This is a genomic window from Mucilaginibacter sabulilitoris (assembly GCF_034262375.1).
In the GTDB taxonomy this organism is placed as follows: Bacteria; Bacteroidota; Bacteroidia; order Sphingobacteriales; family Sphingobacteriaceae; genus Mucilaginibacter; species Mucilaginibacter sabulilitoris.
The window spans coordinates 1,396,955-1,421,222 of record NZ_CP139558.1 but is presented as its reverse complement, the minus strand read 5'-3'; the positions used below and the strand labels follow the sequence as shown (position 1 = coordinate 1,421,222).

At 42.8% G+C, this 24,268-nt stretch carries 24 protein-coding genes; 3 read left to right on the top strand and 21 right to left on the bottom strand.

Annotation, left to right across the window (positions count from 1 at the left end; genetic code table 11):
- Positions 1 to 62: 62 nt before the first annotated feature.
- The 17 genes from SNE25_RS06240 to SNE25_RS06160 form a co-directional block, all read right to left on the bottom strand.
- On the bottom strand, positions 63 to 341 hold the full coding sequence (locus SNE25_RS06240) for a hypothetical protein (protein WP_321564235.1): 279 nt from the start codon (positions 339 to 341) through the stop codon (positions 63 to 65).
- A gap of 40 nt (positions 342 to 381) precedes the next feature.
- Positions 382 to 957, bottom strand: a complete 576-nt coding sequence (locus SNE25_RS06235; RefSeq protein WP_321564234.1) for a DUF420 domain-containing protein — start codon at positions 955 to 957, stop codon at positions 382 to 384.
- A gap of 7 nt (positions 958 to 964) precedes the next feature.
- Positions 965 to 1,663, bottom strand: a complete 699-nt coding sequence (locus tag SNE25_RS06230; protein ID WP_321564233.1) for an SCO family protein — start codon at positions 1,661 to 1,663, stop codon at positions 965 to 967.
- Positions 1,663 to 2,010 (bottom strand): cytochrome C oxidase subunit IV family protein, encoded by a 348-nt coding sequence (locus SNE25_RS06225; RefSeq protein ID WP_321564232.1) that lies wholly within the window; start codon positions 2,008 to 2,010, stop codon positions 1,663 to 1,665. The genes SNE25_RS06230 and SNE25_RS06225 overlap by 1 nt, the downstream gene beginning before the upstream one ends.
- Positions 2,011 to 2,020: 10 nt before the next feature.
- The gene (locus SNE25_RS06220) at positions 2,021 to 2,743 is read right to left on the bottom strand and encodes a cytochrome c oxidase subunit 3 (RefSeq protein WP_321564231.1); all 723 of its coding nucleotides are present in this window, start codon (positions 2,741 to 2,743) and stop codon (positions 2,021 to 2,023) included.
- 22 nt (positions 2,744 to 2,765) lie between these two features.
- The gene (locus SNE25_RS06215; protein ID WP_321564230.1) at positions 2,766 to 3,350 is read right to left on the bottom strand and encodes a cytochrome c oxidase subunit 3; all 585 of its coding nucleotides are present in this window, start codon (positions 3,348 to 3,350) and stop codon (positions 2,766 to 2,768) included.
- Complete coding sequence (cyoE, locus tag SNE25_RS06210) at positions 3,347 to 4,210, bottom strand: heme o synthase (protein ID WP_321564229.1); 864 nt, start codon at positions 4,208 to 4,210, stop codon at positions 3,347 to 3,349. Before cyoE ends, SNE25_RS06215 begins: the two co-directional genes overlap by 4 nt.
- Positions 4,207 to 5,268: a COX15/CtaA family protein gene (locus tag SNE25_RS06205; RefSeq protein ID WP_321564228.1), complete on the bottom strand. Its 1,062-nt coding sequence runs from the start codon at positions 5,266 to 5,268 to the stop codon at positions 4,207 to 4,209. The genes cyoE and SNE25_RS06205 overlap by 4 nt, the downstream gene beginning before the upstream one ends.
- A 105-nt stretch (positions 5,269 to 5,373) precedes the next feature.
- Positions 5,374 to 7,263, bottom strand: coding sequence for a cytochrome c oxidase subunit I (locus tag SNE25_RS06200; RefSeq protein WP_321564227.1), 1,890 nt, complete (start codon positions 7,261 to 7,263; stop codon positions 5,374 to 5,376).
- Positions 7,264 to 7,281: 18 nt separating this feature from the next.
- On the bottom strand, positions 7,282 to 8,478 hold the full coding sequence (locus tag SNE25_RS06195) for a cytochrome c oxidase subunit II (protein ID WP_321564226.1): 1,197 nt from the start codon (positions 8,476 to 8,478) through the stop codon (positions 7,282 to 7,284).
- A 48-nt stretch (positions 8,479 to 8,526) separates the two neighbouring features.
- Positions 8,527 to 9,792 (bottom strand): quinol:cytochrome C oxidoreductase, encoded by a 1,266-nt coding sequence (locus SNE25_RS06190; RefSeq protein ID WP_321564225.1) that lies wholly within the window; start codon positions 9,790 to 9,792, stop codon positions 8,527 to 8,529.
- Positions 9,793 to 9,805: 13 nt separating this feature from the next.
- Entirely contained in the window at positions 9,806 to 10,390 is a 585-nt protein-coding gene (locus tag SNE25_RS06185; RefSeq protein WP_321564224.1) for a c-type cytochrome, read from the bottom strand.
- A complete protein-coding gene (locus tag SNE25_RS06180) occupies positions 10,374 to 10,910 on the bottom strand; it encodes a DUF3341 domain-containing protein (protein ID WP_321564223.1) in 537 nt (178 codons plus the stop codon). The genes SNE25_RS06185 and SNE25_RS06180 overlap by 17 nt, the downstream gene beginning before the upstream one ends.
- A 6-nt stretch (positions 10,911 to 10,916) precedes the next feature.
- Entirely contained in the window at positions 10,917 to 12,389 is a 1,473-nt protein-coding gene (nrfD, locus tag SNE25_RS06175) for an NrfD/PsrC family molybdoenzyme membrane anchor subunit (protein ID WP_321564222.1), read from the bottom strand.
- A gap of 27 nt (positions 12,390 to 12,416) precedes the next feature.
- Positions 12,417 to 15,476, bottom strand: coding sequence for a TAT-variant-translocated molybdopterin oxidoreductase (locus SNE25_RS06170; protein WP_321564221.1), 3,060 nt, complete (start codon positions 15,474 to 15,476; stop codon positions 12,417 to 12,419).
- A 37-nt stretch (positions 15,477 to 15,513) separates the two neighbouring features.
- Positions 15,514 to 16,806, bottom strand: coding sequence for a cytochrome c3 family protein (locus SNE25_RS06165; protein WP_321564220.1), 1,293 nt, complete (start codon positions 16,804 to 16,806; stop codon positions 15,514 to 15,516).
- Between the two features lie 253 nt (positions 16,807 to 17,059).
- Positions 17,060 to 18,040 (bottom strand): deoxyhypusine synthase family protein, encoded by a 981-nt coding sequence (locus tag SNE25_RS06160; protein ID WP_321564219.1) that lies wholly within the window; start codon positions 18,038 to 18,040, stop codon positions 17,060 to 17,062.
- A 162-nt stretch (positions 18,041 to 18,202) separates the two neighbouring features.
- Between SNE25_RS06160 and SNE25_RS06155 the strand changes: the two genes are divergently transcribed.
- The gene (locus SNE25_RS06155; RefSeq protein ID WP_321564218.1) at positions 18,203 to 19,336 is read left to right on the top strand and encodes a BamA/TamA family outer membrane protein; all 1,134 of its coding nucleotides are present in this window, start codon (positions 18,203 to 18,205) and stop codon (positions 19,334 to 19,336) included.
- A gap of 77 nt (positions 19,337 to 19,413) precedes the next feature.
- On the opposite strand, the gene SNE25_RS06150 is transcribed toward SNE25_RS06155, so the two are convergent.
- On the bottom strand, positions 19,414 to 20,202 hold the full coding sequence (locus SNE25_RS06150; protein ID WP_321564217.1) for an O-methyltransferase: 789 nt from the start codon (positions 20,200 to 20,202) through the stop codon (positions 19,414 to 19,416).
- A gap of 45 nt (positions 20,203 to 20,247) precedes the next feature.
- On the opposite strand from SNE25_RS06150, the gene SNE25_RS06145 reads away from it, so the two are divergent.
- Both SNE25_RS06145 and SNE25_RS06140 read left to right on the top strand, forming a co-directional pair.
- Positions 20,248 to 21,105 carry a transglutaminase-like domain-containing protein gene (locus SNE25_RS06145; protein WP_321564216.1) on the top strand — a complete coding sequence of 286 codons (858 nt, stop codon included), beginning with the start codon at positions 20,248 to 20,250 and terminating at the stop codon, positions 21,103 to 21,105.
- 16 nt (positions 21,106 to 21,121) lie between these two features.
- Positions 21,122 to 21,679, top strand: a complete 558-nt coding sequence (locus SNE25_RS06140) for a GNAT family N-acetyltransferase (protein WP_321564215.1) — start codon at positions 21,122 to 21,124, stop codon at positions 21,677 to 21,679.
- Positions 21,680 to 21,709: 30 nt separating this feature from the next.
- Here the strand turns inward: SNE25_RS06140 and SNE25_RS06135 are convergent, their stop codons facing one another.
- From SNE25_RS06135 to prfB, 3 genes are all read right to left on the bottom strand, one after another.
- Positions 21,710 to 22,027, bottom strand: coding sequence for an EF-Tu C-terminal domain-related protein (locus tag SNE25_RS06135; RefSeq protein ID WP_321564214.1), 318 nt, complete (start codon positions 22,025 to 22,027; stop codon positions 21,710 to 21,712).
- A gap of 61 nt (positions 22,028 to 22,088) precedes the next feature.
- Positions 22,089 to 23,000 (bottom strand): alpha/beta hydrolase, encoded by a 912-nt coding sequence (locus SNE25_RS06130; protein ID WP_321564213.1) that lies wholly within the window; start codon positions 22,998 to 23,000, stop codon positions 22,089 to 22,091.
- Positions 23,001 to 23,110: 110 nt separating this feature from the next.
- Positions 23,111 to 24,203 (bottom strand): peptide chain release factor 2 gene (gene prfB / locus SNE25_RS06125; protein WP_321564212.1). Its coding sequence is split into 2 segments (ribosomal slippage): positions 23,111 to 24,142 and positions 24,144 to 24,203, totalling 1,092 coding nucleotides; the frame shifts between segments, so codons are not numbered across the junction.
- Positions 24,204 to 24,268 lie beyond the last annotated feature (65 nt).

Here is a 24,268-nt window from a genome sequence, read left to right as displayed (position 1 = left end):
CGAGGTTCGGGGTTCGGGGATCATAGTAAACAATACACGAACCCGGCAACGAAACGCGCAACTTAGTTCAGATGCAGCTTTTCTTTACGCACGTTGATATCAATATTTTTACGGCGATATTTTTTATACCAGATATAACCACCGGCGGCAGCCGCCAGATACGGTGCACCTAATAAGAATAAGATACCGTTATTTAAGCCTTTTGCCGCGTTGCCACCACTTTGGGTATTAGTTTCAACGGTTGCCGCGCACTGGGCGCACTGGGCTTTTACAGGTTGCCTGCTGCAAACCAAAAGGCCCAGGGCAAATACAAATAATAAAAATTTAAAACCTGTTTTCATAATGGCAAATTTAACTATTTATTAAACGCGTATCAAGTAGTTAAAAGTGGTAATACGGCTTTATCATCAGATAAACAATAACACCTGATGCTGTAACATACAACCATATAGGAAACGTCCATCTTACCAGTTTCTTGTGTTTGGCTATCTGCATTTGCAATCCGCGGTGAAAACTCAGCAAAATAAGTGGTAACACACCGGCAGCGAGTATAATGTGCGGTGTAAGTATGCAAAGGTATAATGTGCGCATACCACCGGCCGACGCACGTTCTGCGTCTGACAAAACTCCATCGCCATTAATATCGCCATATATAATCTCATTACGCATCAGGTAATGAAACAGCACATACGAAATCAGGAACAATGCCGACAGGCTAAACGTAAGGATATTCAAATTTTTATGCACTTTGATATTGCCTTGCCTGATAAAGTACAGCGATACCAATAACAGTATGGTACATGTGCCATTCAATATGGCATTAAGCATGGGCAAATAAGGTGTAAAAGATGGCGCTACAGCGGGCCCCGGTATTAAATGCCTGTTGAGCAAAACTACCAGCGCAATCACCACTATGGTAATAACAGCTACAAAACGGAATATAAATTTATCAGACATAAATTAATCAATATAAGGCCTTATCAACTTTTCGCAGCTCTTCAGCTATCAGCACTTTAATTTCGTCGGTGAGGCGGTTAATATCATTGGTATTAGCCCCTGAGTAATATCCCCTGATGCGTTTTTCGGCGTCAATCAGGATCAGCTTATCACTGTAAATAAAATCGTCGTCACCGGCCTTCAGGGCATCAACCAAAAATCCCTTGCGGGCCAGGCTGTAAATTGAGGTAGTATCGCCGGTTAAAAACAGCCAGCGGTTTGATGCCGGTTTAAAGCTTTCGGCATATTTTTTTAAAACAGTTAATGAGTCACGCTGCGGATCAACCGTAATGGAGGTAAAATATACCATCTTGTTTTTACGGTAGGTATCAACAAGGTAACCTAAATTGCGGTTAATAGTGGCACAAACTGATGGGCAATGCGTATAAAAAAACCCAGCTACAAATATTTTTCCTTTAAACGCAGCTTCCGATACAGGTCTGCCATCCAGCCCTGTAAGCGTAAAGGGTGGCAGCTGGTGATAAATGGTATCGGGAATAAAGTTGCCATGAAACTTATGGCCTGTTTTGGCTACCACTTTGGGCCCGTAAATGGCGAGTGGTTTATACCTGTTTTTACCTTTAGCGGTGAGTAAATAATACAAAAATCCTGGTACTGCTAATATGAGCACCAGGACTGTAACTTTTTTCCACAAAGCGGCTTTCATTAAAAGAGCCTCAGGTCAACCCAGTGGTGGCTTTCATTTGTAAGTACCAGGATTAAACCGATTATGAACAGGATAGGCACAATGATAGATAATGCCAGACCCATTTTCTCGAATTTTAAGTGCATGAAGTATGCTACTATATAGAAAGCTTTAAACAGCGTTAAAACGATATAAACAGGATTAGCATATTTAATATCTAAATAACCATGGGGTACCAATAAGAGCGCTATAATAAACTCTACAGCAGTAATTGCCGACAAGATAAGAGCTACTTTTATTATCCTTCCCTTGGTCATTGATTGATGATCCCCACCATCGTGGTGAACCTCGTGTGATTCTGTTGACATATAATATTTTTTATACTAAGTAAAAGAATGTAAATACGAATACCCATACAAGGTCTACAAAGTGCCAGTAAAGGCCAACTTTTTCAACCATTAAATAGCTTCCGCGTTTTTCGTAAGTACCTAACAGTACGTTAACGGTAATAATGATATTGATGATAACCCCGGTAAATACGTGAAAACCATGGAAACCTGTTATGGTAAAGAATAAGTTTGCGAACTCCTGCGCGGTCATGTGCCTTGCAGCCTCGGTACCACCCTCGTTAAAGAACTTTCCTAACTCTTCTAAGGCAGGTGTACTACCCCACCAGAAACCTTCATGGTGCAGGTGTGTCCATTCTAAAGCCTGACAACCCAGGAACATGAAACCACCTATAACTGTAGCAATCATCCACCAGATCACTTCTTTTTTAGAATTACGATGACCGGCCTCAACAGCCAATACCATGGTAACTGAACTAAGGATCAGAATAAAAGTCATTATACCCACAAATACCAGTGGTGCTCCGCTATCCGTTACACCGGGTACCGATTGGAATACTTTATCTGCCGCGGGCCATACGCTTGCACTGAAACGTAAAGCACCGTAAGAAATCAATAACGACGAAAAGGTAAATGCATCCGACAGGAGAAAAAACCACATCATTATTTTTCCATACTCCACATTGAAAGGGGATCTCCCTCCTGACCACGGAGTTGTTTTTACTTCATCAATTTGTGATACTGCTGTACTCATTTGTACTTAATATATGGGTGTATTAATTTTGGTTCAAAAGTAAAAAAACATACAGATAAATCCATATAATTCCGAGAAAATGCCAAAAAATAGAGGTCATTTCCATTTTATAAAGGTTACGTACCTGCGGAACATTCCTGTATGAACCCGAAAGGGTATTTAACAATAACAATATTGCTGCAATAATGTGTGCTAAGTGCATCCCGGCAAACACATAAACAAACGTGCGGGACGCGTTAGTATCTACAAAGTAAACGTGCATTTTGTAGGTCAGCACGTACATGGCATAAACCTGCATAGCGAAAAAGGCAATGCCCAATGCAAACGTGAGCCATAAATACATGCGCTGTTTTGAAAACTGCAATGCCTTTGAAGCTTTTGAGGCTAAAAACAATGTACCGCTGCTTAGTACTATTATAATTGTGCTATATAAAAAAGCGCTGGGCATAATTACGTTAAGGCCATGCCCTTTACCCCCGCTATAAACGATAAACCCGCTGGTTAACGCCGCAAAAAACATAAACGAGGTGAATATAAATACCCACATGTTGAATTTTTTGGGTGCCAGATCAAGCCTGTCGTTGTCTTTCTGAATCTGAGCCATCATTTCGCGTTTCCTATAAAATCAAACAAAAACATTAACTGCACTATGGGCAAATACATAAACGAGCCAAACATTAACTTGCGGGCCGCCTCTATTTGCCGTGTACGTAACAAGCCAAAAGCCTGGTACAAGAATATTAAACTACATATTAAGGATACCCCGGCTAACCAATAACCTCCATGATGATAAAAATATGGTAATAAACTAACAGGTAACAATATTAATGTAAATATAAAGGTAATTACCGCACTTCCTAAATTGCGGTTACCAGTTGGCAGCAACCTAAAGCCGGCAAGCTTGTAATCATCATCCAAAACCCAGGCAATAGCCCAAAAATGCGGAAATTGCCATACAAATTGTATTGCGAACAGTATTAAGGCTATCTCGTCAATTCTTTCATGCGCGGCTACATAACCAATAAGCGGTGGCAAAGCACCCGGTATAGCACCCACAAATACAGCAATCGGTGATTTACGTTTTAACGGTGTGTAAGCAAACGCGTATAATAAAATAGAGAATACCGATAGTAATCCGGTTAACAGGTTAAGGCCCCCTAATAAATAAGTTCCGGCCATACCCATGCCCAAACCCAGAACAAGTGCCTGCCCGGTATTCATCTTCCCTGACGGAATCGGGCGGTCCATGGTGCGCTTCATAAGCTTATCCAGGTCCTTTTCAATGATCTCATTAAAAGCGTTGGCTGCCGATGTTACCAAAAAGCCCCCTACAATAAGTTTAACCCAGTTCACCCAATCAATATGGCCATTTGCCCTGCTGCCTATTAAAAATGATATGGATGCCGAAAACACCACCAAAAAGGTGAGTCTCAATTTAATCAGCTTTGAAAAATCACTCCAATTCATTTGCTTACTCCCCTAACGTTAACCGACTGATGTAAATTCAAAAGCAAATAAAACTGAGCCCCAAATATCAGGCTTGCTAAAACAATATGTGCTGCCTGCGCAAACGGAGGCAACGCCCAATATGATAATAATATACCTGTAACTATCTGCAGCATAATCATTAAAAATGTAAAACTCATTAACTGCTGCTGTATCGAATGCCTGCTGAACCGCTTGCGCAATAAAGCATATAACATAACATTAATGATAAATACCAATATGGCCATATCGCGGTGATGCAAAAATATATCGCCTGCGCTTGTGATCCAGTTGTTACGGTAGCCTCCCTGAAAATGTGTTGCTACGGCGTCAATCTTTTCCCTCACCTCGGTACCAAAAGCAATCTGTAAAATACTTAACAGCAAAGCAAGCACCATTACTATATATATAAATGGACTGGTATTTAATTTACCGCTACCTAGCACCCTGGCCCTGTGATAGGTATATATAACTACTGCCAATATGGCTAATGCCAGCAACATGTGTACAGTAACTATCCAGGCAACCAGGTTCGTTGATACCACTATTGAACCAAGCCAGGCCTGAAAGCCAACCAGTATTACGTTAAAGATGCTTAAAAGAGCTATTCTCTTGCTGCTTTTCCAGTAACCGAACGCGTATACAGCCGATAACAGCAAAAACAAACCAGATATGGCGCCTATGAGGCGGTTAATATACTCTGTCCAAGTTTTGCCCGCATTAAACTCTTCCGGGACAAGTATTGAGCGATCGTCGCGGATTCGTTTAGCCAGATCGCTGTAACCGAATACATCAAGTGTTTTAGCAAAACGCTGGTTTTTAGCCAGTCGTTTCTCCACATATTTTTGCTTGTAATCTTTAGGTAAATCTGCATTGGTTGTTGGCGGAATATATCTGCCAAAACACTTAGGCCAATCGGGGCACCCCATCCCGGAACCAGAACTACGCACAACTCCGCCAGCCAATATCAAAACAAAAAGTGTAATAATTGTTATGAGGTTGATCTTCTGGAATCTGTTTTTGGATGCGGAGATGCTCATTTAATGTGAGTAGTGGGTAGTGAGTGGTGAGCAGTGAGCGTCTTGTTATCAGACTTTGTTCACTCACCACTCACTACCCACCAATCACTCTAAAATATCAGCTAATTATTTTACTTGTTCGTTTGCTTTCAGCGTACTTGTATACTTGTTCAGCTCCTCCAAACCTTTAGGGTTATCTTCAAAATCATGCGGAAGATTTGAACTCATGGTTTGAGAATAAGGAACTGTTTGAGGTATATAATCTTCCTCGGCACCTGGCTTGCTGTAATCATAAGGCCAACGGTAAACAGTTGGTATTTCACCAGGCCAGTTGCCATGCAGGTGCTCTACAGGAGTAGTCCACTCCAGTGTATTTGACTCCCACGGGTTCTGAGTAGCTTTTTTGCCGATGAATATAGAAGATATAAAGTTATACAGGAATGCTACCTGTGCACAAGCGGCCATAATAGCTGCCCATGTAATAAAGGTATTTACTGTTAACCAGCGTTGCATGCTCACAAATTCGGTAAAGGCATAGTAACGGCGTGGTACACCGTCAAGGCCCATAAAGTGCATTGGGAAAAACACCAGGTAAGCACCAATAAAAGTTAACCAGAAGTGCAGATAGCCCAATTTCTCGTCCATCATTTTTCCGAACATTTTAGGGAACCAGTGGTAAACACCGGCAAGCATACCAAATATAGCAGCAGAGCCCATTACCAGGTGGAAGTGAGCTACCACAAAGTAAGTATCGTGCAGGTTAATATCCAATGCAGCGTTACCCAGGAATATACCGGTTAAACCACCTGATATAAAGAATGACACCATTCCAATAGCGAAAAGCATAGCAGGTGTAAACCTGATATTACCCCGCCATAACGTGGCCAGCCAGTTAAATGTTTTTACCGCCGATGGTACCGCAATGATGAGCGTAGTGATCATGAACACGCCACCAAGGAATGGGTTCATACCGGTTACAAACATGTGGTGACCCCAAACAATGAATGATAATACGGTAATACCTATCAGTGAGTAAACCATCGCATGGTAACCAAAAATCGGTTTACGTGAGTTTACAGACATTACCTCAGATGAGATACCCATTGCAGGCATAATCACGATATACACCTCCGGGTGACCCAGGAACCAGAACAAGTGCTGGAACAAAATAGGGCTACCACCCTCATAAGGCTGCTGTACACCGTTCAGTACAATGTCTGAGAGGTAGAAGCTGGTACCAAAGCTGCGGTCAAATATCAATAATACAACACCTGCAACCAATACAGGGAATGCAAGGATACCCAGGATAGCGGTAAGGAATAAAGCCCATACAGTTAAAGGCATCTTCCAAAGATCCATACCCTTTGTACGCATGTTTAATATAGTACTTACGTAGTTGATACCACCCATTAATGATGATGCCACAAACAGTACCATACTGATAAGCCATAGCGTCATACCCTCACCCGAACCCGGCATAGCTTTTGGCAGCGCGGATAGCGGCGGGTAAATAGTCCAGCCGCCACTGGCAGGCCCCTTTTGCACAAAGAATGACGACAGCATAATAACACTGGCTAAAAAGAAGAACCAGTATGACAACATGTTCATAAAAGGCGATGCCATATCACGGGCACCAACCTGAAGAGGTATCAGCAAGTTGGCAAAGGTTCCGCTCAAACCGGCTGTTAACACAAAGAATACCATGATAGTACCGTGTATGGTAACCAGCGACAAGTAAAAGTCGGCACTGATGCGCCCGTTAGGTGCAAAGCGGCCAAGCAATGTAGTTAACAAAGGGAATGTTTTATCAGGATAGGCTAACTGGATCCTGAAAAGGATAGATAATATCATTGCAATAACTGCCATGGTAATCCCTGTAATCAGGAATTGCTTGGCAATCATTTTATGATCCATGCTAAATACGTATTTAGACAGGAAAGTTTCGTTATGATGATGTTCGTGACCGTGATCGTCGTGATGTGCTACTCCGTGGTCGTGAACTGCTAATGTTGACATATCGCTTATCTTTCTATATTAATTATTTAACGCTAACCTATTTTGTGACTCTGTTTTTGGCTGATCTGCAGCGGCAAAATGTAATTCCTTTCTTAACTGATCAGATAAATAAGGTTTTTGCCTTGACAACCAGGCCTGGTATTCAGATTCGGTAACTACACGAACAACCTTTTGCATGTTGTAGTGACCGCCACCGCATATTTTATTACAATAAACTAAGTATTCAAATTTAGGATCGTCAAGTTTAGTACGCATTTGCGCAGTAGTAATAGTAGGCGTAAACTTAAAGAAGGTAGGTAATCCCGGTACTGCGTTAAGCTGAACCCTGAAATGAGGCATGTAAACAGAGTGTATTACATCAAGTGCCTGTATATTCAATCTTACTGATTTATTAACAGGCAGATACATGGTATCAACAGCTAAATCATCAAAGCTGCTTTTCTTTTTAAAGTTAACACCTAACTTATTGGCTGCAGATACTAATTTGAAATCTTTAGGTCCTAACTTACCATCTTTGCCCGGGTAACGTAGTTCCCATGCAAACTGATGTCCGGTAATATCAACGTTGATAGAAGCGGCCTCACCTTTGGCATCGGTATTATCCATAATTTTTTGCCAGGTGAAAAAGCCAAACACAACCAATATAGTTAAAACAATAGCAGGCGCTATAGTCCAAACCTTTTCAATGGTATTATTATGCGGCAGGAAGTGTGCCCTGCGTTTTTCAGAATGCCTGTACCCAAATAAAAATCCAAACAGTAATATCTGGGTTGCAAAAAACACTATCATGGTTAAAACGGTAGTGACGGTAAACATCTCATCAATTTTAACTCCATGAACTGACGCGGCCTCTGGTAAAGTCATGCTGCCCTGTACGGTAAATGACCAGTAAGCACCATATAAGCCGGCCAATAAGAATACCAGGCAAACTACGGCCATGATGGTATTCCACTTGATACCTTTTTTGCCTTGTATTTTGAGTGTAAGGTCATATATCTTCAGGATTTTACCTATTACAGCTACACCAAGGCATACCAGGAAAAACAGGAGCAAATAATACGCAACACCGGCCCAGTCAACCTGTGGGGCATCTGTTTGGCCACCGGCACCGGCAGCTGCTTCAGTTTGCGCCATAAGCAAATTTGTACCCATGAGCGTAAACGCCGCGAAGAATGATAGTAACTTTTTAGAATTTATAAATTTTCTGAATCCCATTTTAATGTCAGTTTGGTATTCTGTATTTTGATGCAAAAATAACAATTATTATATGTGATGATGAAGGCTCTCCTGCAAGAACGGATGTTTTTTAGGGATAAGCGATTTGAATTTGCTTAAAGCATTCAACACCAAGAATGTAAATAAGCCTGCAAATCCTATAAACATACCTATTTCTATAGGAGTGATCTGTGACCACCATTCGCCATGTATGCCTACGGTACCCGGCATTATCATCACAAAATAATCAAGCCAGTGACCTAATATCAGTATAATACAGGTAGTTTTTAATACGCTTGTTGCCCGTTTTGAATCACGTGACATGATGATAAGTAACGGCGCCATAAAGTTCAATATGATGCTTAGCCAAAACCATGGTTTAAATTCAGGCTCCCATCTTTTAAAGAAATATACCGACTCTTCTGGTAAGTTGGCATAGTAAATAAGTAAGAACTGTGCAAACCATACATAAGTCCAGAATATAGAGAAGCCAAACATCAACTGGCCCAGGTTATGTAAGTGATCTTGTGTGATCCATTGCATATAACCTTTTTGCCTTAACAATATAATGGTAAGCGTAATAACTGCTAAACAGCTCACCCACATGGCGGCAAAGTTATACCAGCCAAACATAGTTGAGAACCAATGTGCCTCTAATGACATTACCACATCAAATGAAAACAGGGGTTGAGTAAATCCAAATATCACCAGGAACGCTGCCGAAATAGTAAAGCTCTTTTTGTAGTAAAACAAACCGCCCATTTCATCCTCAGTGTTAGAGTATTTTGAAAGCAACCAGCCAAAAATGGTATACGCACCTAAAAACGCAATTAAGCGGATAAAAAAGAACGGTACATTTAAAAAGCCCGATTTACCTGCTAAAATAGGGTCATAGTTTTCGCTGCCTGGCGTTGTTACACCTGGTGCATGCCATATTTTATATAAAAAGGGTGCAACAACTTGTTTACCCTCTACCTCGGTAGTATGGGTTGTAAACAAGCCAGCCGCTATTATAACTATTAATGTTACCGCAGCTATTGGCAATACCTTGGCAAATGCCTGTGGTACACGCAGTAAAGAAGCTGACCAACCGGCCTGCGCCACATACTGCAGCGCGCAGAAAAATACACCGGCCGTACAAACGCAGGCAAAGTAATAACCGCACAGCAATAAGTTGGCAAATGTACGCTCACCGTAACCGGCTAAAAAGCCACCAATTATGGTTACCACGCCAATAACTATGGCGGCTAAGCTCAATGTTTTTGCCTGTCCGGAAAATTCAAATTGCTCGTCAAAACTATTGTGAGTCTTCATTCAATTCTAATTCTTATAAAGTTTGTAAATGGTGAACATACATGATCACTTTCCAGCGCTCTTCAGGAGCCAGCTGCGAAGCGTAAGATCCCATGGCATTTACACCGTAAGTAATGGTATGATATATTTTACCGTCTGTTAAGTCTTTCATAGCGCCACCGCGTGATGATTGGCCTTTTGAATATGATGGCGGCGGTGGATAACCGTGCTGCACTACCAAACCATCGCCCTGACCAGTAATACCATGGCAAGGTGAGCAAAAATGCTCAAACAAAATTTTTCCATCTTTATAGTTAGCCTGGGTTTGTGCTATTACGCTTTTAACCTCAACGCTTGCCAGTTCATAACCGTCTTTTGTGTTAGGATAATCAAACCTGGTAAAGCCTACCGGTATAGTTCCGGCCGGTGGTACCTGCGCTGTTTTTCCGTCCTTAAAATTCGGATTCTTTTGATCCGGATCGTATGCGATGTGCTCATACATATTAGGGGCGTACTCCCATCCGGTACTCCTCTTATCCTTGCACGATGTAACTACAATCGAAGCAGCGATAATGATAACTATTGTTCCTAATATTCTAAATTTATTCATAGCTAACATATTTTCTGTCGTTATGCTTAACTTCACTTGCTCCTGCTTCTTTTAATATATTGGTTATATCCTCGTGTGGTATGTTTCCTTTTGCGTCAATAGCAATTACAAACTTGTCGTTAGTTGCTCTCAGGTCCATTACCCTTGGCGCACGGCCCGGGAAAAGGTGCGTGGCGAAAAAGAAGGTAAAGGCCATACCGTACGAAGCGAACAGTACTGTCCACTCAAAAGTTACCGGGATAAAATCAGGGATAGCAAAAGCATTCTTACCGCCGATGTCCATAGGCCAATCATGTACCAGGAAGTAATAAACCAATGTAAAAATGGTTGTACCGCCCATGCAGCCGAACATAAAGGCCGCATAACCTAATCTTGAATCTTTTACTCCCAGCTTAGCGTCAATACCGTGGATAGGCATTGGCGTGTAAACATCATAAATAGGGACACTATTTTTTTGTAGTTTGTCAATCCCGTGCATCATTTCATCGGGATCATCAAAAACGCCTAATATATATTTGGTGCTGCTCATCAGTTATTATGCTTTTTCGTATTCAGAATGGTCAACGCTATCAAATTTGATTAAATTCTCTTTGTAGAACTCAACGTGACTTTCGTCAAAATGGCCTTCTTCTATTTGTTTTTTCTTAGCTTGTTCACTCGCGCTCTTCAGCAGCAGTTTCACTTCGGCTATTGCCACAGCGGGCATCACCCTGATGAACAACAGGAACATGGTAAAGAATATACCGATAGAGCCAATAAACACACCCACATCTATCCATGTTGGATAAAACATAGCCCAGCTTGAAGGAAGGTAATCGCGGTGTAATGAAACAACGATGATCACAAAACGCTCAAACCACATACCTATGTTCACGATGATAGAAAGCACCCATGAAATAGGGATGTTTGTTCTTACTTTTTTCGACCACATCATCTGGGTCATCAATACGTTACAGCCATACATCATACAGGCAGCCCACCAATACGGACCAATAAACCTGTTTAAGAATGTATACTGCTCATACTCGCCGCCAGAATAGTAAGCGATAAAGAACTCAGTAATATATGCCACACCTACTACCGAACCCGTTACCAGAATAATTTTATTCATGGATTCAATGTGGAACATGGTGATATAGTTTTCTAATCCCAACACTTTACGGGTTACCAGCAGCAGAGTTTGCACCATGGCAAAACCTGAGAAGATAGCTCCCGCAACGAAGTATGGAGGAAAAATGGTTGTGTGCCATCCCGGTTCAAGCGATGTGGCAAAGTCCATGGATACAATGGTGTGTACCGAAAGTACCAGTGGTGTTGATAAACCTGCCAGGATTAATGACACGGTTTCAAAACGTTGCCAGGTTTTAACAGAGCCTGTCCAGCCGAATGATGCTACCGAGTAAATACGGCGGCGGATACCTGTAGCACGGTCACGGATAGAGGCCATATCAGGTAATAAACCTGTGTACCAGAATACCAGTGAAACCGAGAAGTAAGTTGATATCGCGAATACGTCCCAGATAAGCGGCGAGTTAAAGTTAACCCATAAAGAACCGTACTGATTTGGTAGCGGAAGCGAGTAAACTGCCATCCACGGACGGCCCATGTGCGCACCGATATAAGTGGCCGCACAAATTACCGCAAAGATCGTCATCGCCTCGGCCGAGCGGTTAATGGAGTTACGCCAGTTTTGACGGAACAGTAACAATACAGCTGATATAAGCGTACCGGCGTGACCAATACCTACCCACCATACGAAACCGGTGATATCCCAGGCCCAACCTACTGTTTTATTTAGCCCCCATGATCCGATACCGAACCAGAATGTGTAGCTGATGGAAAACACCCAAAGCATTGCGCCCAATGAAGCTACAGTAAAGCCGATCCACCAGGCTTTCCCTGGCATATTTTCTACGGGGCGTAAAATATCGTCAGTAATCTGACCGTAGGTAATGTTTTTACCCGTTATTAACGGTTCCCTTATTATTGATTCACTATGAGATGCCATATATTTTAATCTCTGTATATAAAAATTTTAAGCCTCTAATTCAGATACGTTTCTAATTTTTGTCTGATAACCAATGCCAGGCTGTACGTTCAGCTCTTCAAGCACGTAGTAAGTTCTTTCGCTCTTCAGTGCTTTTGAAACTTCAGAGTTAGGATCATTTCTGTTACCGAAAACAATAGCGTTTGCTGAACATGTTTGCTGACAAGCCATTTTGATTTCGCCATCCTTAAGAGGACGTTTTTCCATTTTAGCTTTCAGTTTACCTGCTTGTATACGTTGTACGCACATTGAGCACTTTTCCATTACCCCACGGAAACGGGTTACAACATCCGGGTTTAACACCAGTTGAGTATGCTCATTGTTCAGGTAGTTATCAAAACGAGAATCGTTCCAGTAGTTGAACCAGTTAAAGCGGCGTACTTTGTAAGGGCAGTTATTTGCGCAGTAACGTGTACCTACGCAACGATTATAAGCCATCTGGTTTAAACCTTCTGATGAGTGAACGGTAGCCAGTACCGGGCAAACTGTTTCGCACGGAGCGTGGTCACAGTGCTGGCAAAGCATTGGCTGATGTACTACTGTTACATGATCAAAAGCCTCATCTTCCAGTTTGGCTATCTCATACTCTTCAGTAACCGATTCGTCTTTTTCCTGGTAGCTGTAGTAGCGGTCGATACGTATCCAGTGCATTTCGCGGCGGCGGCGTACTTCGTCTTTACCTACAACAGGTATGTTATTTTCTGCGCTACAGGCAACCACACAGGCACCGCAACCAGTACAGGCATTCAGGTCGATAGCCATAACCCAGTCATAAACAGGGCGGTCATGGCTTGGAATATCCCACATGCTTTCCTCATCGTAGTTTTTGTGTCCGCCTTCGTTACCGCTGTGTATAGCCGGGTTCTTTTTGTATTCAGAGAACTTGGCTTCGCGGATGATACTGCGACCTTCGTAAGTGTGGTGCGTTTGTGTTTGCGCAAGCGGCGATTTGATTTTTGTAGTCTCAAATGAGGCAACAGCTGTGGTTTGAAATGTTCCATTACGGAAGCTGTAGAAAGGATAAACGTTTTTACCTACGTTATCACCTACCGGACCAGCCTGTGTGCGGCCGTAACCAAGCGCTATAGAGATGGTGCCCTGAGCCTGGCCTGGCTGAGCCAGTACAGGTACATCAACAGTTACACCGTTTACGGTTACTTTAACTACATCACCTTCTTCAAGTTTTAATTTCTTGATATCGGCAACAGATATAGCGGCAACGTTATCCCAGGTAACTTTAGATACCGGATCTGGCAACTCCTGCAACCATGGGTTGTTGGCACGTTTACCATCGCCAATAGCTTGTGATTGGTAAACCTGTAATTCATATTTTCCTTCGGGAGCTGCAAGTGAGCTGCTATGGCCTAAAATAGTTTGGGCAACAGCATTCAGGTCGCGGCTAAAAGTATAAGTTCCCGGGGTATTGGCAGGTGTTTGAATAAAACCAGTTTGCAATAAGGTTTCCCAGCCTTTTTGGCCAGATAAACCACCTTTTGGCAGTAGGTTGGTATTCCAGACATTACGTACGTAAGTGTAATAATCTTTAACCGCGTTAGCAGACCATACTAATAAGCTATGCTCGGCTTGGCGGGTATTGTAAACCGGGTTAATGGTTGGCTGTACTACAGTGTAGTAACCTTCCAGCGCGTTAGCATCGCCCCATGACTCCAGGTAATGGTGGTTTGGCGCTATTACGTTTGATAATCCGGCTGTTTCATCTTCATGATCAGCAAAGGATACTTTTAAACGTACTTTGTTAAGGGCTGCTTTAAAATCAGCGCCTTTAAAGTAATCATAAGCAGGATTAACGTTCAGGAACAATACAGCCCCTACATCACCGCGGGTCATTTCGCTTACAAACTCAACAAACTCGGCATCGTTACCTGCGTATTGTTTTGATGGGTTATCCAGGTCAATTGTAGTACCGTAGCTGCCCAGCAAGGAATTGATAGCGTTAACCAAAACCTGTGTAGCCACATCGTTTGAACCTGCAACTACCAAAGCTTTTCCTTTAGCGGCAACCAATTCTTTTGCTGCTAAGGTAATAGCGTTATCAACCGCTTTGCTGCTTAGTTTTTTTGAACCTGGCAAAGTAGTACCCGAAATAGCATTGTAAAGGCTTATGATTGCCAAACCTTCTTCTGATGGTTTTACAGGGTAACGGTTATCGGCATTGGTACCTGTCATGCTCATACCGCTCTCAAACTGGATGTGACGTGACATCTTTTTGTTTTGAAGCGATTTATTGTTACGGTTGGATACGTACTGACGGGTGAATTCTTCGCCAGAGATCCATGATCCAAGGAAATCGGCCCCGAAGCTTACTATAACATCGGCCTTATCAAAATTGTAGTGAGGCAATACGGCTTTACCAAAGCTGTTTTGGTTGGCCTGTATAATACCTGTATAAGATACCGCGTCGTAATTGATATGTTTAGTGGTTGGGTACTGCGCAATAAAATCGGCTATAACCGCTAAGGTAGACGGGCTGTGAACAGTTGATGTTACCAGGCGAATGGCTTTGCCTGCAGCTTTAACAGCGGCAAGTTCTTTAATTACAAAGGCGTCAATTTCTGACCATCCTGCATCGCTGCCGTTTAGTTTAGGATCTTTTAAACGGTTTACATCATACAGGTCCAGTACCGAAGCCTGTGCCTGTGCGCTTAAACCACCTTTTGCAAAAACATCATTAGGGTTGCCTTCTACCTTAATAGGGCGGCCTTCACGTGTTTTAACCAAAATGGCCTGTCCCTCATAACTTGAAGAGTAGTAGTTAGCTACACCAGGTGTAACCTCTTCTGGCTTTATAAGGTAAGGGATTGATTTATGTACGGGTACTCGCTGACAGGCAGCCAGTGTTACCGCGCCAACACCAAAGCCAAGCGCCTTTAAAAAGTCGCGGCGGGGAGTTTTGGCAGATAAACCATCACCGCTAAGCACTTCCTCAATTGGAATTGGTTCGGCAAATTCGTTTTTATTTTTCTCAACAAATTCTGGTGTTCTGTTTAGTTCTTCTAAACCTTTCCAGTATTTTTTATTGCTGTCCATTTAAGCTATATAAACTGTAATGCTAAATTCTTATTTATTAATAGTGACACTTACCGCACTCGATACCACCCAATACCGCGGCAGTAACTTTCTCGCCCTTCTTGATCTTATCGTGAGCAGCAAGTATGCTATCATAGTAAGCGTTTCCTTTACCGTTAACTTCGGTACGTTTGTGGCACTGTATACACCATTTCATGGTAAGCGGTGAATATTGTTTAACCTCTTTCATGGTTTCAATAGGACCATGGCAGGTTTGACATTTAATACCGCCAACTTTTACGTGTTGTGAGTGATTAAAGTAAGCCAGATCGGGCAGGTTGTGAACGCGTATCCATTGGATAGGTTTAGCCGCGGTGCTGTCATACTTTTGTGTTTTAGGATCGTACCCTAACGCGTCATATATCTTATGTATTTCAGGCGACTCGGTTTTAACAACCTTGTGGCAGTTCATACATACGTTTAATGATGGTATAGAAGCATTTTTTGATTTGTATGCACCGGTATGGCAATATTGACAATCAATTTTCATGGTACCGGCATGCAGTTCATGCGAGTATTTGATAGGCTGTACCGGTTGATAGTTGGTGTGCACGTTGGTGTTCCACAACGTAACCCAGCCCCAGCTGCCCATAGCAATCGTACCACATAGTATAATAAAGAATACCAGTTTCTTATTTTTGAGGATCTGTTTAAGCAGGTCTTTCTTGGCAGCTTTTGCAGCAGCTTCTTCGGCAGTTGGTTCAGCTTCGTCTTCAATTATAACACCTTTACCTTTTAACAGCAAGCGCTCTAAAGTAGCTACTACCCTGTTTAATACCAGTATTACGATGAACGCGATAACGATAACACCAATCAGCCCCCAGATAACCATGCTGCTTGGGCCGGTTTCTGCAACCGCAGCGTTTGCTCCGCCAGCACCGCCACCTTTGGCTTTTTCTTCCTGCATGGTTTTCCACTCGCCGCGTGCATAGGCTATAACATTAGTTACATCAGCGTCGGAAAGCTCGGTGAATACCGTCATGCCGGCCTGGTTAAACTTGTTGTAAATAGCTAAGGCCTTAGGATTTTTAGCCGCGATCAACGCCTGGTTGTTCTGGATCCACTGGATTAGGTACTTGTCATCCGTTTCTTCGGTAAGCTGCGGCCCCAGCGCAGGACCAATTAATTGCTGATCGATTTTATGACAGGCAGTACATTTGGCTTTGAAGATCGCTTCGCCTTTAGCCACATCGGCTTGTGCATAAGCATTTGAAAAACCCCAAAAAGCAAACCCGGCAATGATCAGAACCGACCTTGAGAATTGTTTAAAAATCAATGAGAAATTTCTCATAAAGTGTATTTATGCTAAATAATTTTTATATTAATGTTTGAAACCGCTGTATAGATGTAATTCTATCTGATTATTTCAGGCACAAAAGTAAAATTTATTACAGTATCGCTGACACATAAATGACAGTAACCTATAATTTATAATCGTTCTAAATAACTTCAAAAAGCCCTTTAAACAACATAGGCAGGCTTTTTGATTGACGGCGCAATTTTTTCAATTGTCAATTGCACCGTCAACTTATTGAAAATTTAAATTATTGTTTTAATATCCAGGCAAATATCAGTGGTGCAACAATTGTAGCGTCGCTCTCCACAATAAACTTAGGCGTATGTATATCCAGTTTGCCCCAGGTTATTTTTTCATTAGGTACAGCGCCTGAGTACGAGCCGTAAGAAGTTGTTGAATCGGATATCTGGCAGAAGTAGCTCCAGAACGGAACATCATGCATCTCCATATCCTGGTAAAGCATCGGCACAACACATATCGGGAAGTCGCCGGCAATACCACCACCTATCTGGAAAAAGCCAATGCCCTTGCCCGATGAGTTTTTGGTATACCAGTCGGCAAGCCAGGCCATGTATTCAATACCACTTTTCATGGTAGATGCCTTAATTTCGCCTTTAATTATGTACGATGCAAAAATGTTGCCCATGGTGCTGTCTTCCCAGCCTGGTACAACAATTGGCAGGTTTTTTTCGGCAGCGGCCAGCATCCATGAATTTTTAGGGTCAATTTCATAATATTGTTCCAACTCACCGCTCAGCAATATTTTATACATGTACTCATGCGGAAAATAACGCTCACCGCTGTTATCAGCATCTTTCCATATTTTATGGATATGTTTTTGCAAACGGCGGAATGCTTCCTCCTCCGGGATACAGGTATCGGTAACTCGGTTATAATGATTTTCAAGCAGGTCCCACTCTTCCTGCGGGCTCAGGTCGCGGTAATTAGGCACCCTTTTGTAGTGCGAGTGCGCTACCAGGTTCATAATATCCTCTTCGAGATTGGCGCCGGTACACGAAATGATGGCTATCTTATCCTGGCGGATCATCTCGGCCAGCGAAATACCCAGTTCTGCCGTACTCATAGCACCGGCAAGGGTAACCATCATTTTGCCGCCCTCGTCAAGGTGCGTTTCATATCCCTTTGCCGCATCCATTAATGCTGCCGCGTTAAAGTGCAGATAGTTCTTTTCAATAAACTGCGAAATAGGTCCTCTTGTGATGCTCATAGTATATCAATAAAATTCGGTGCAAAAGTAGGCATTTTTATAATGTGTAGATAAGTGGATTTTTGTCTGAACCGGGATTTTTATCTGCACATTTGAAATCCGCACATTTGCATACCCGCGCATTTGCACATTTGAAATCATATATTTGCCACCACATACCCTATGAAAAAAATACTTACTACTCTGCTTATTATTATAAGTGTACAAACTGCTTTTTCGCAAACTCACCTGCTGCCCAAATTCATCAGGAAAATGTATTTTGATAAAGATACAACCCGCAAAAGCAGCTTTGTTATCTTGCCTGTATTGAGTTCGGCGCCCGAAACAGGCCTGGAAGCAGGCGGCGCAGGTTTGTATTCTTTTTATACCGATACGGCCAGTCGCAATACCCGTGTATCAAATATTTTTGGCTATGCCACCATTACCACCAAAGGGCAAAACCGCCTTAGCCTGAGCACCAGCTACTGGACACCGCAAAACAAATATCATTATACCGCCGGCATTGGCTATATCAATTTCCCGTTTGATTTTTATGGTATAGGCAACAACACCGTTAAAGCCAATAAAGACCGTATTGGGCAAAAAAGATTGAAAATAAACTTTGCCGCCGAAAAAAAGGTTGCTGATAATTTTTATGTAGGACTGGTTGCGGGCGGCGATCATTACAGTTTTAGCGACGGCCAGCCTAAAAGTATTTTTTATACAGATCCGCGGGTGCAGTTCAGGGATGGGGGCACCAGCATATATGTTGGGCCAAGTCTTATTTTTGACAGTCGTAACAATAACACCTATACTACCCGCGGCGCGCTCATCAGCACGTCGCTTCAACTAACCAAAGGTATATCGGGTTTTGATTATAAAGGAGGCTTTTTCAATATAGAGTACACCCAGTTTTTTTTAATCACTAAAAAATTGGTACTGGGAATAGATATTCAGGACCAAAGCATGATTGGCGGACAATCGCCATTTTTCCTACTCCCGGCTATGGGCAACGACGAGATTATGCGCGGATACTACAATGGCCGTTACCGCGACCGCAACCTTACCGTTGGCCAAACAGAACTGCGCTACCGACTGAACGACCGCATAGGTATTGTTGGATTTGTAGGTACCGGCGAGGTATTTAATAAAGATTTCAGCTTCAGCGAACTTAAACCGAACTATGGTGGCGGCCTCCGTTACTTTTTTGATATAGAAAAAGGCCTGAGTATACGTGCCGATTACGGCGTTGGCCAAAAAGTTGCCGGCGAAGCCCGTCAAAGTGGTTTTTATGTAGGTTTAGGGCAGGCGTTTTAGGCGAGGAGGTGGTACGTTTTACGTAATACGTTGTACGCATAAAAACGTATCACGTCAAACGTATAACATACCACTTACTAATATCTGATCAGAAAGTGCTCCTTTTCGGCCCGGCCAGGTTTAAACAATACCAGCCCTATCCAAAACAGGTCGACCGTTACCGTAACCTGCGGATGTGCCTTGATCTGTGCCCAGGCCTCTTTCATCCCTTCGCTCCAGTATATATCATCAAATATGAGCAGGGTGCCTTCATGCACTTTTGGCAGGCACCATTCAAAATATTTGAGGGTAGCATCTTTCTGGTGGTTACCGTCGACAAACACAAAGTCGAGCTTATCAAGCTTATCAATTACCCCGGGCAGGTTGTCATCAAAATTACCGGTTATCAGGTCGATGTTATTTAAACCTGCCTGCTCAAAAGTTTCGCTGGCCACACCCGCCGTTTGCGGACAGCCCTCCATGGTATAGACCTTAGCGTTTGGCACCGCCTTTTGCAGGTAAAGCGTAGTTATACCCAGGCAAGTGCCCAGCTCAATAATATTACGAGGTTTAAAATACGCCGCCAGCCGGTAAAGCAACTGAGCAAGCTTTGGTTGTTTGAGCGCATTCGCTGCGATGCTCTTTATTTGTTTTTGCCGGTTATTGTTCAGGTGTGAACCCGCACCCAAATCGGTTATGGTGATCACGCGATTGTCAACAAGTAACTTTTTGCGTATATCTTCAATTTCGTGGTATACTTTTTGGCCGGCATAATCGTAAATTACAGTATCAACCAGCTTGTAAACAAATGGAGAGTGTAAGCCGTGCCTGTTTTTTGCCCTGAGGCGGTGCAACAGGTAATCCTTAACGAACCTAAAATTTAACATCGCTGTAAAAATAAATAAAGGTTTAGTATTTTAGCGTTACGGCGTATGATTAATCCCACTGAAGTAAATTCCCTGATCCGCTTGCTCGACGACCCCGACGTTGAGATATATGAGCATGTGCATGATAAACTAATGTCATACGGCGTAGAGGCCATTGCCTACCTCGAATCGGCATTTGAGCAGGCTTTTGACGCCATACAACAGGAGCGCATTGCCAACCTGGTACACGAAATACAGTTCGGCACCCTGAAAAATGATCTCAAATTATGGCACCAGAGCGGGGCTTTTGACCTGCTACAGGGCATCCTGATCATTAACCGCTACCAATACCCCGACCTCGACGAGCAAAAGATCATTAACCAGGTAGAAGGTATTAAACGCGACATCTGGATACAGATGATGCACGAGGCCAGTCCCAAAGAGCAAATAAAGCTGATTAACCATGTGTTTTATAACATATATGGTTTTAGCGGCAACACATCCAATCACCTCGACCCGCAAAACAGCTATCTGAGCCAGGTGCTCGAAACAAAAAAAGGCAACCAGATATCATTGGCCATTATTTACTCTGTAATTGCCCAGAAACTGGATATACCTGTTTATGGTGTAAACTTGCCGCAGCACTTTATTTTAGCCTACCTTGACGAAAGCCAGCAAAGTGAGTTTGAAAGCAACATTCTATTTTACATCAACGCGTTTAACAAGGGGTTTATCTTCGGCCGGCGCGATGTGGATATGTTCCTGAAGCAGCTGAACCTGAAGTTTGATAAGCAGTTTTATGAACCATGCTCCAATACTGAGATCATTAAAAGGGTGATCCGCAACCTCATCAGTGCTTACGAAAACTTAGGCGCCATGGAAAAGGTTGACGAAATGAACGAGCTGCTGGCCATACTCGAATAACACTCCCCCCACCCTTATGACGAATACCCCTTTAGATGATATCATTACACCGCGACTGATACTTCGCCTCATGAGTACTGATGTTATTGAGGCGTGCCTGGCCGGTAACCTGCGGAGTGCGGGCAATTTGCTTGGCGCCGGTATACCCAAAGAACTGCTGGAACATACCAGCAGTTTCAGATACGGCCAGCAACAATTGGATAGCGATTCGGATTATTTCCCATGGTCGGCAAGGGCCATTATATTGCCGGAGGAGAAAGTAATGATAGGGATGATCCGTTTTCATACCCGCCCTGATCCTGAATACCTGCATACTTACGTGCGGGATGCGGTTGAACTGGGTTATCGTATTTTTACTGGGTACAGAAGGCTTAACTACGCAACCGAAGCATTAAAGGCAATGATGACCTGGGCGCAAGGTAATTTTGGTGTTCAGAAGTTTGCGGTATCCATATCGCCTGACAACACACCGTCACTCCAATTGGTAACCCGCTTAGGTTTTATAAAAATTGGTGAGGCTATGGATGAGTTGGATGGGATGGAGTATGTTTTTTTATATATTAAAAATTCATAAAGCACTTACGAAGTTTAATATTTCCCATAACTATTTTTCCAAATCTCTGTTTAAGATTTCGGTTATTCTTCCATTCCCTATTATTCTCGCCCCTTCCCTAAATTCAAAATCAAGCCCAACATACAGCTTTTTCTCAAAAAATTGAGGTGACGCAAGAGCTATTTTAGCAAGAATCATTTCCCCCGGATAAACAATATCTTTATTTAAAAATGTTTGTTGTCCTGAAGTTTGCATATTGCTAAAAGCAAACTTAACTTGTGGTCGATAGCCCGAAAAAGCAGGTGTTGATCTCCCCCCATCTTCGGCAGAAAGGTATGTTAATTCAGCAATGAAGTCTATTTCTTTCATAGCAGTTTATCAATGACAGCCTTACGAAATTTTTAAAAACTTCGTAAGGCTGGAATGTATCCTACTTCCCCTTCAAAAATCCGTTTTCATCAAGCCAGTTGGCGGCCCAGTCAAACCATTTGCCTTTGTTTTTGGAGTTGTTCAAGCCAAATCCATGTCCCCCTTCCTGAAACACGTGCATTTCGGCTTTTACATGGTTTTTGAGCAGGCTATCATAAAACATCAGGCTGTTTTGCACCGGTACAGTCTTATCGTCCTCGGCATGTACCAAAAATGTAGGAGGTGTATTGGCAGTAATTTGTTTTTCGTTGGAGTACAGATCAACCTGCGCTGCCGATGGTGTTTTACCGATCAGGTTTTCGCGCGAACCCACGTGTGAAAATTCGCCAAAGGTGATTACCGGGTAAATGAGCATCATAAAGTCAGGGCGTACGCTGACGTTGTTATTTTCAATTACCGGTTTGTCAAAATGCGTTCCGGCGGTTGAGGCCAGGTGCCCTCCTGCCGAGAAACCAATAATACCTATTCTGTTCGGATCAACACCCCATTCGACGGCGCGTTTACGTACCGTCATGATAGCGGTTTGCGCATCCTGCAGCGGACCGATGGATTTGTCCTTCATAATATCATCACTGGGCAGGCGGTATTTTAAAACAAAAGCGGTTACTCCTATTTTGTTAAACTCCTGCGCAATGGCAGTGCCCTCATGCGCCGAGGCTAATATAGAATAGCTACCACCCGGACAAACCACGATAGCAGCTCCGTTAGCGGTACCTTTTGCCGGCAAGTAAGGGGTTATTGTAGGATCGGTTACTTTACTGATATGAAAATCTTTACTCGTATTTTCTACATAAGCGGCTGGTGCAGTCTTTGAATTGGGTACACCGTTTGGATAAAGTACGATGGGTTTTTCCTGGCTGTAAGCCATAGTGGTTGCAACAGTTAAAATAAGGGCCGATAAAATAATTTTCATACGTTAGGTTATAAAGCTGGTTGAGCCAAAACTACAATATTTTGAATCTGAAACAAAAAACGGTGCTATCAAAACTGACAGCGCCGTGTATCTTTTTAATTACAAATGAGTTAGCTTTTGGGCCCGCCAAATTCCATCAGGTAGGCTTTCAGAAAATCGTTGAGTTCACCGTCGAGTACCGCTTGCGCATTTGAAGTTTCATGGTCAGTACGCAAGTCTTTCACCAGTTTGTACGGATGTAAAACATAGTTGCGGATTTGTGACCCCCATTCTATTTTCTTTTTATTGCCTTCAATGGTATTGGTGATCTCCATGCGTTTGCGCATTTCAATTTCATACAATTGCGATTTCAATAAGCGGATGGCATTATCCTTATTCTGTAATTGCGAGCGCGACTCCTGGTTTTTTATAATAATGCCCGAAGGTTTGTGATATAAACGCACCGCGGTTTCTACCTTGTTCACATTTTGCCCGCCTGCACCGCCCGAGCGGAAGGTTTCAAACTCGATATCGGCAGGATTAATGTCGATCTCAATAGTATCATCAACCAGCGGATAAACATATACCGACGCGAATGACGTATGGCGCTTGGCATTAGCATCAAAAGGTGATACCCTCACCAGGCGGTGTACACCGTTCTCGCCTTTTAAATAGCCGTAGGCAAAATCACCTTCCAATTGCAGGGTTACGGTTTTAACGCCAGCCACATCACCGGGCTGATAATCCTGCTCGGTAACCTTATAGCCGTTCTTTTCGCCCCACATAATGTACATACGCATGAGCATGCCAGCCCAGTCGCAGCTTTCGGTACCGCCAGCACCCGCTGTAATTTGCAATACGGCATTAAACTGGTCTTCTTCGGCCGAGAGCATGTTTTTAAACTCCAGTTCTTCAACCACCTTAATGGCCTGGTTATACTGCTCCTGCATTTCGGCCTCAGTAGCATCACCGGCCTGGTAAAATTCAAAAAGCACGCCAGTATCATCAATTACCGATGCTACCTTCTGAAATTCATCTGTCCAAACTTTTTTTGTTTTGATGGATGCCAGTACCTTTTCGGCGTCTTTGGGATGATCCCAGAAATGAGGGCCTACTGTTATTTCCTGTTCTGTTTGTAATAGTTCAAGCTTCTTGTCGATGTCAAAGATGCCTCCTCAGGGAAACTAATCTATCCCTTAAATCCTGAATCTGTTCTTTAGTCATTTGGCAAATATATACAATTTGATAATCGGCTTAAATAAAAAGGCCTGCAAATTGTTTAATCAATT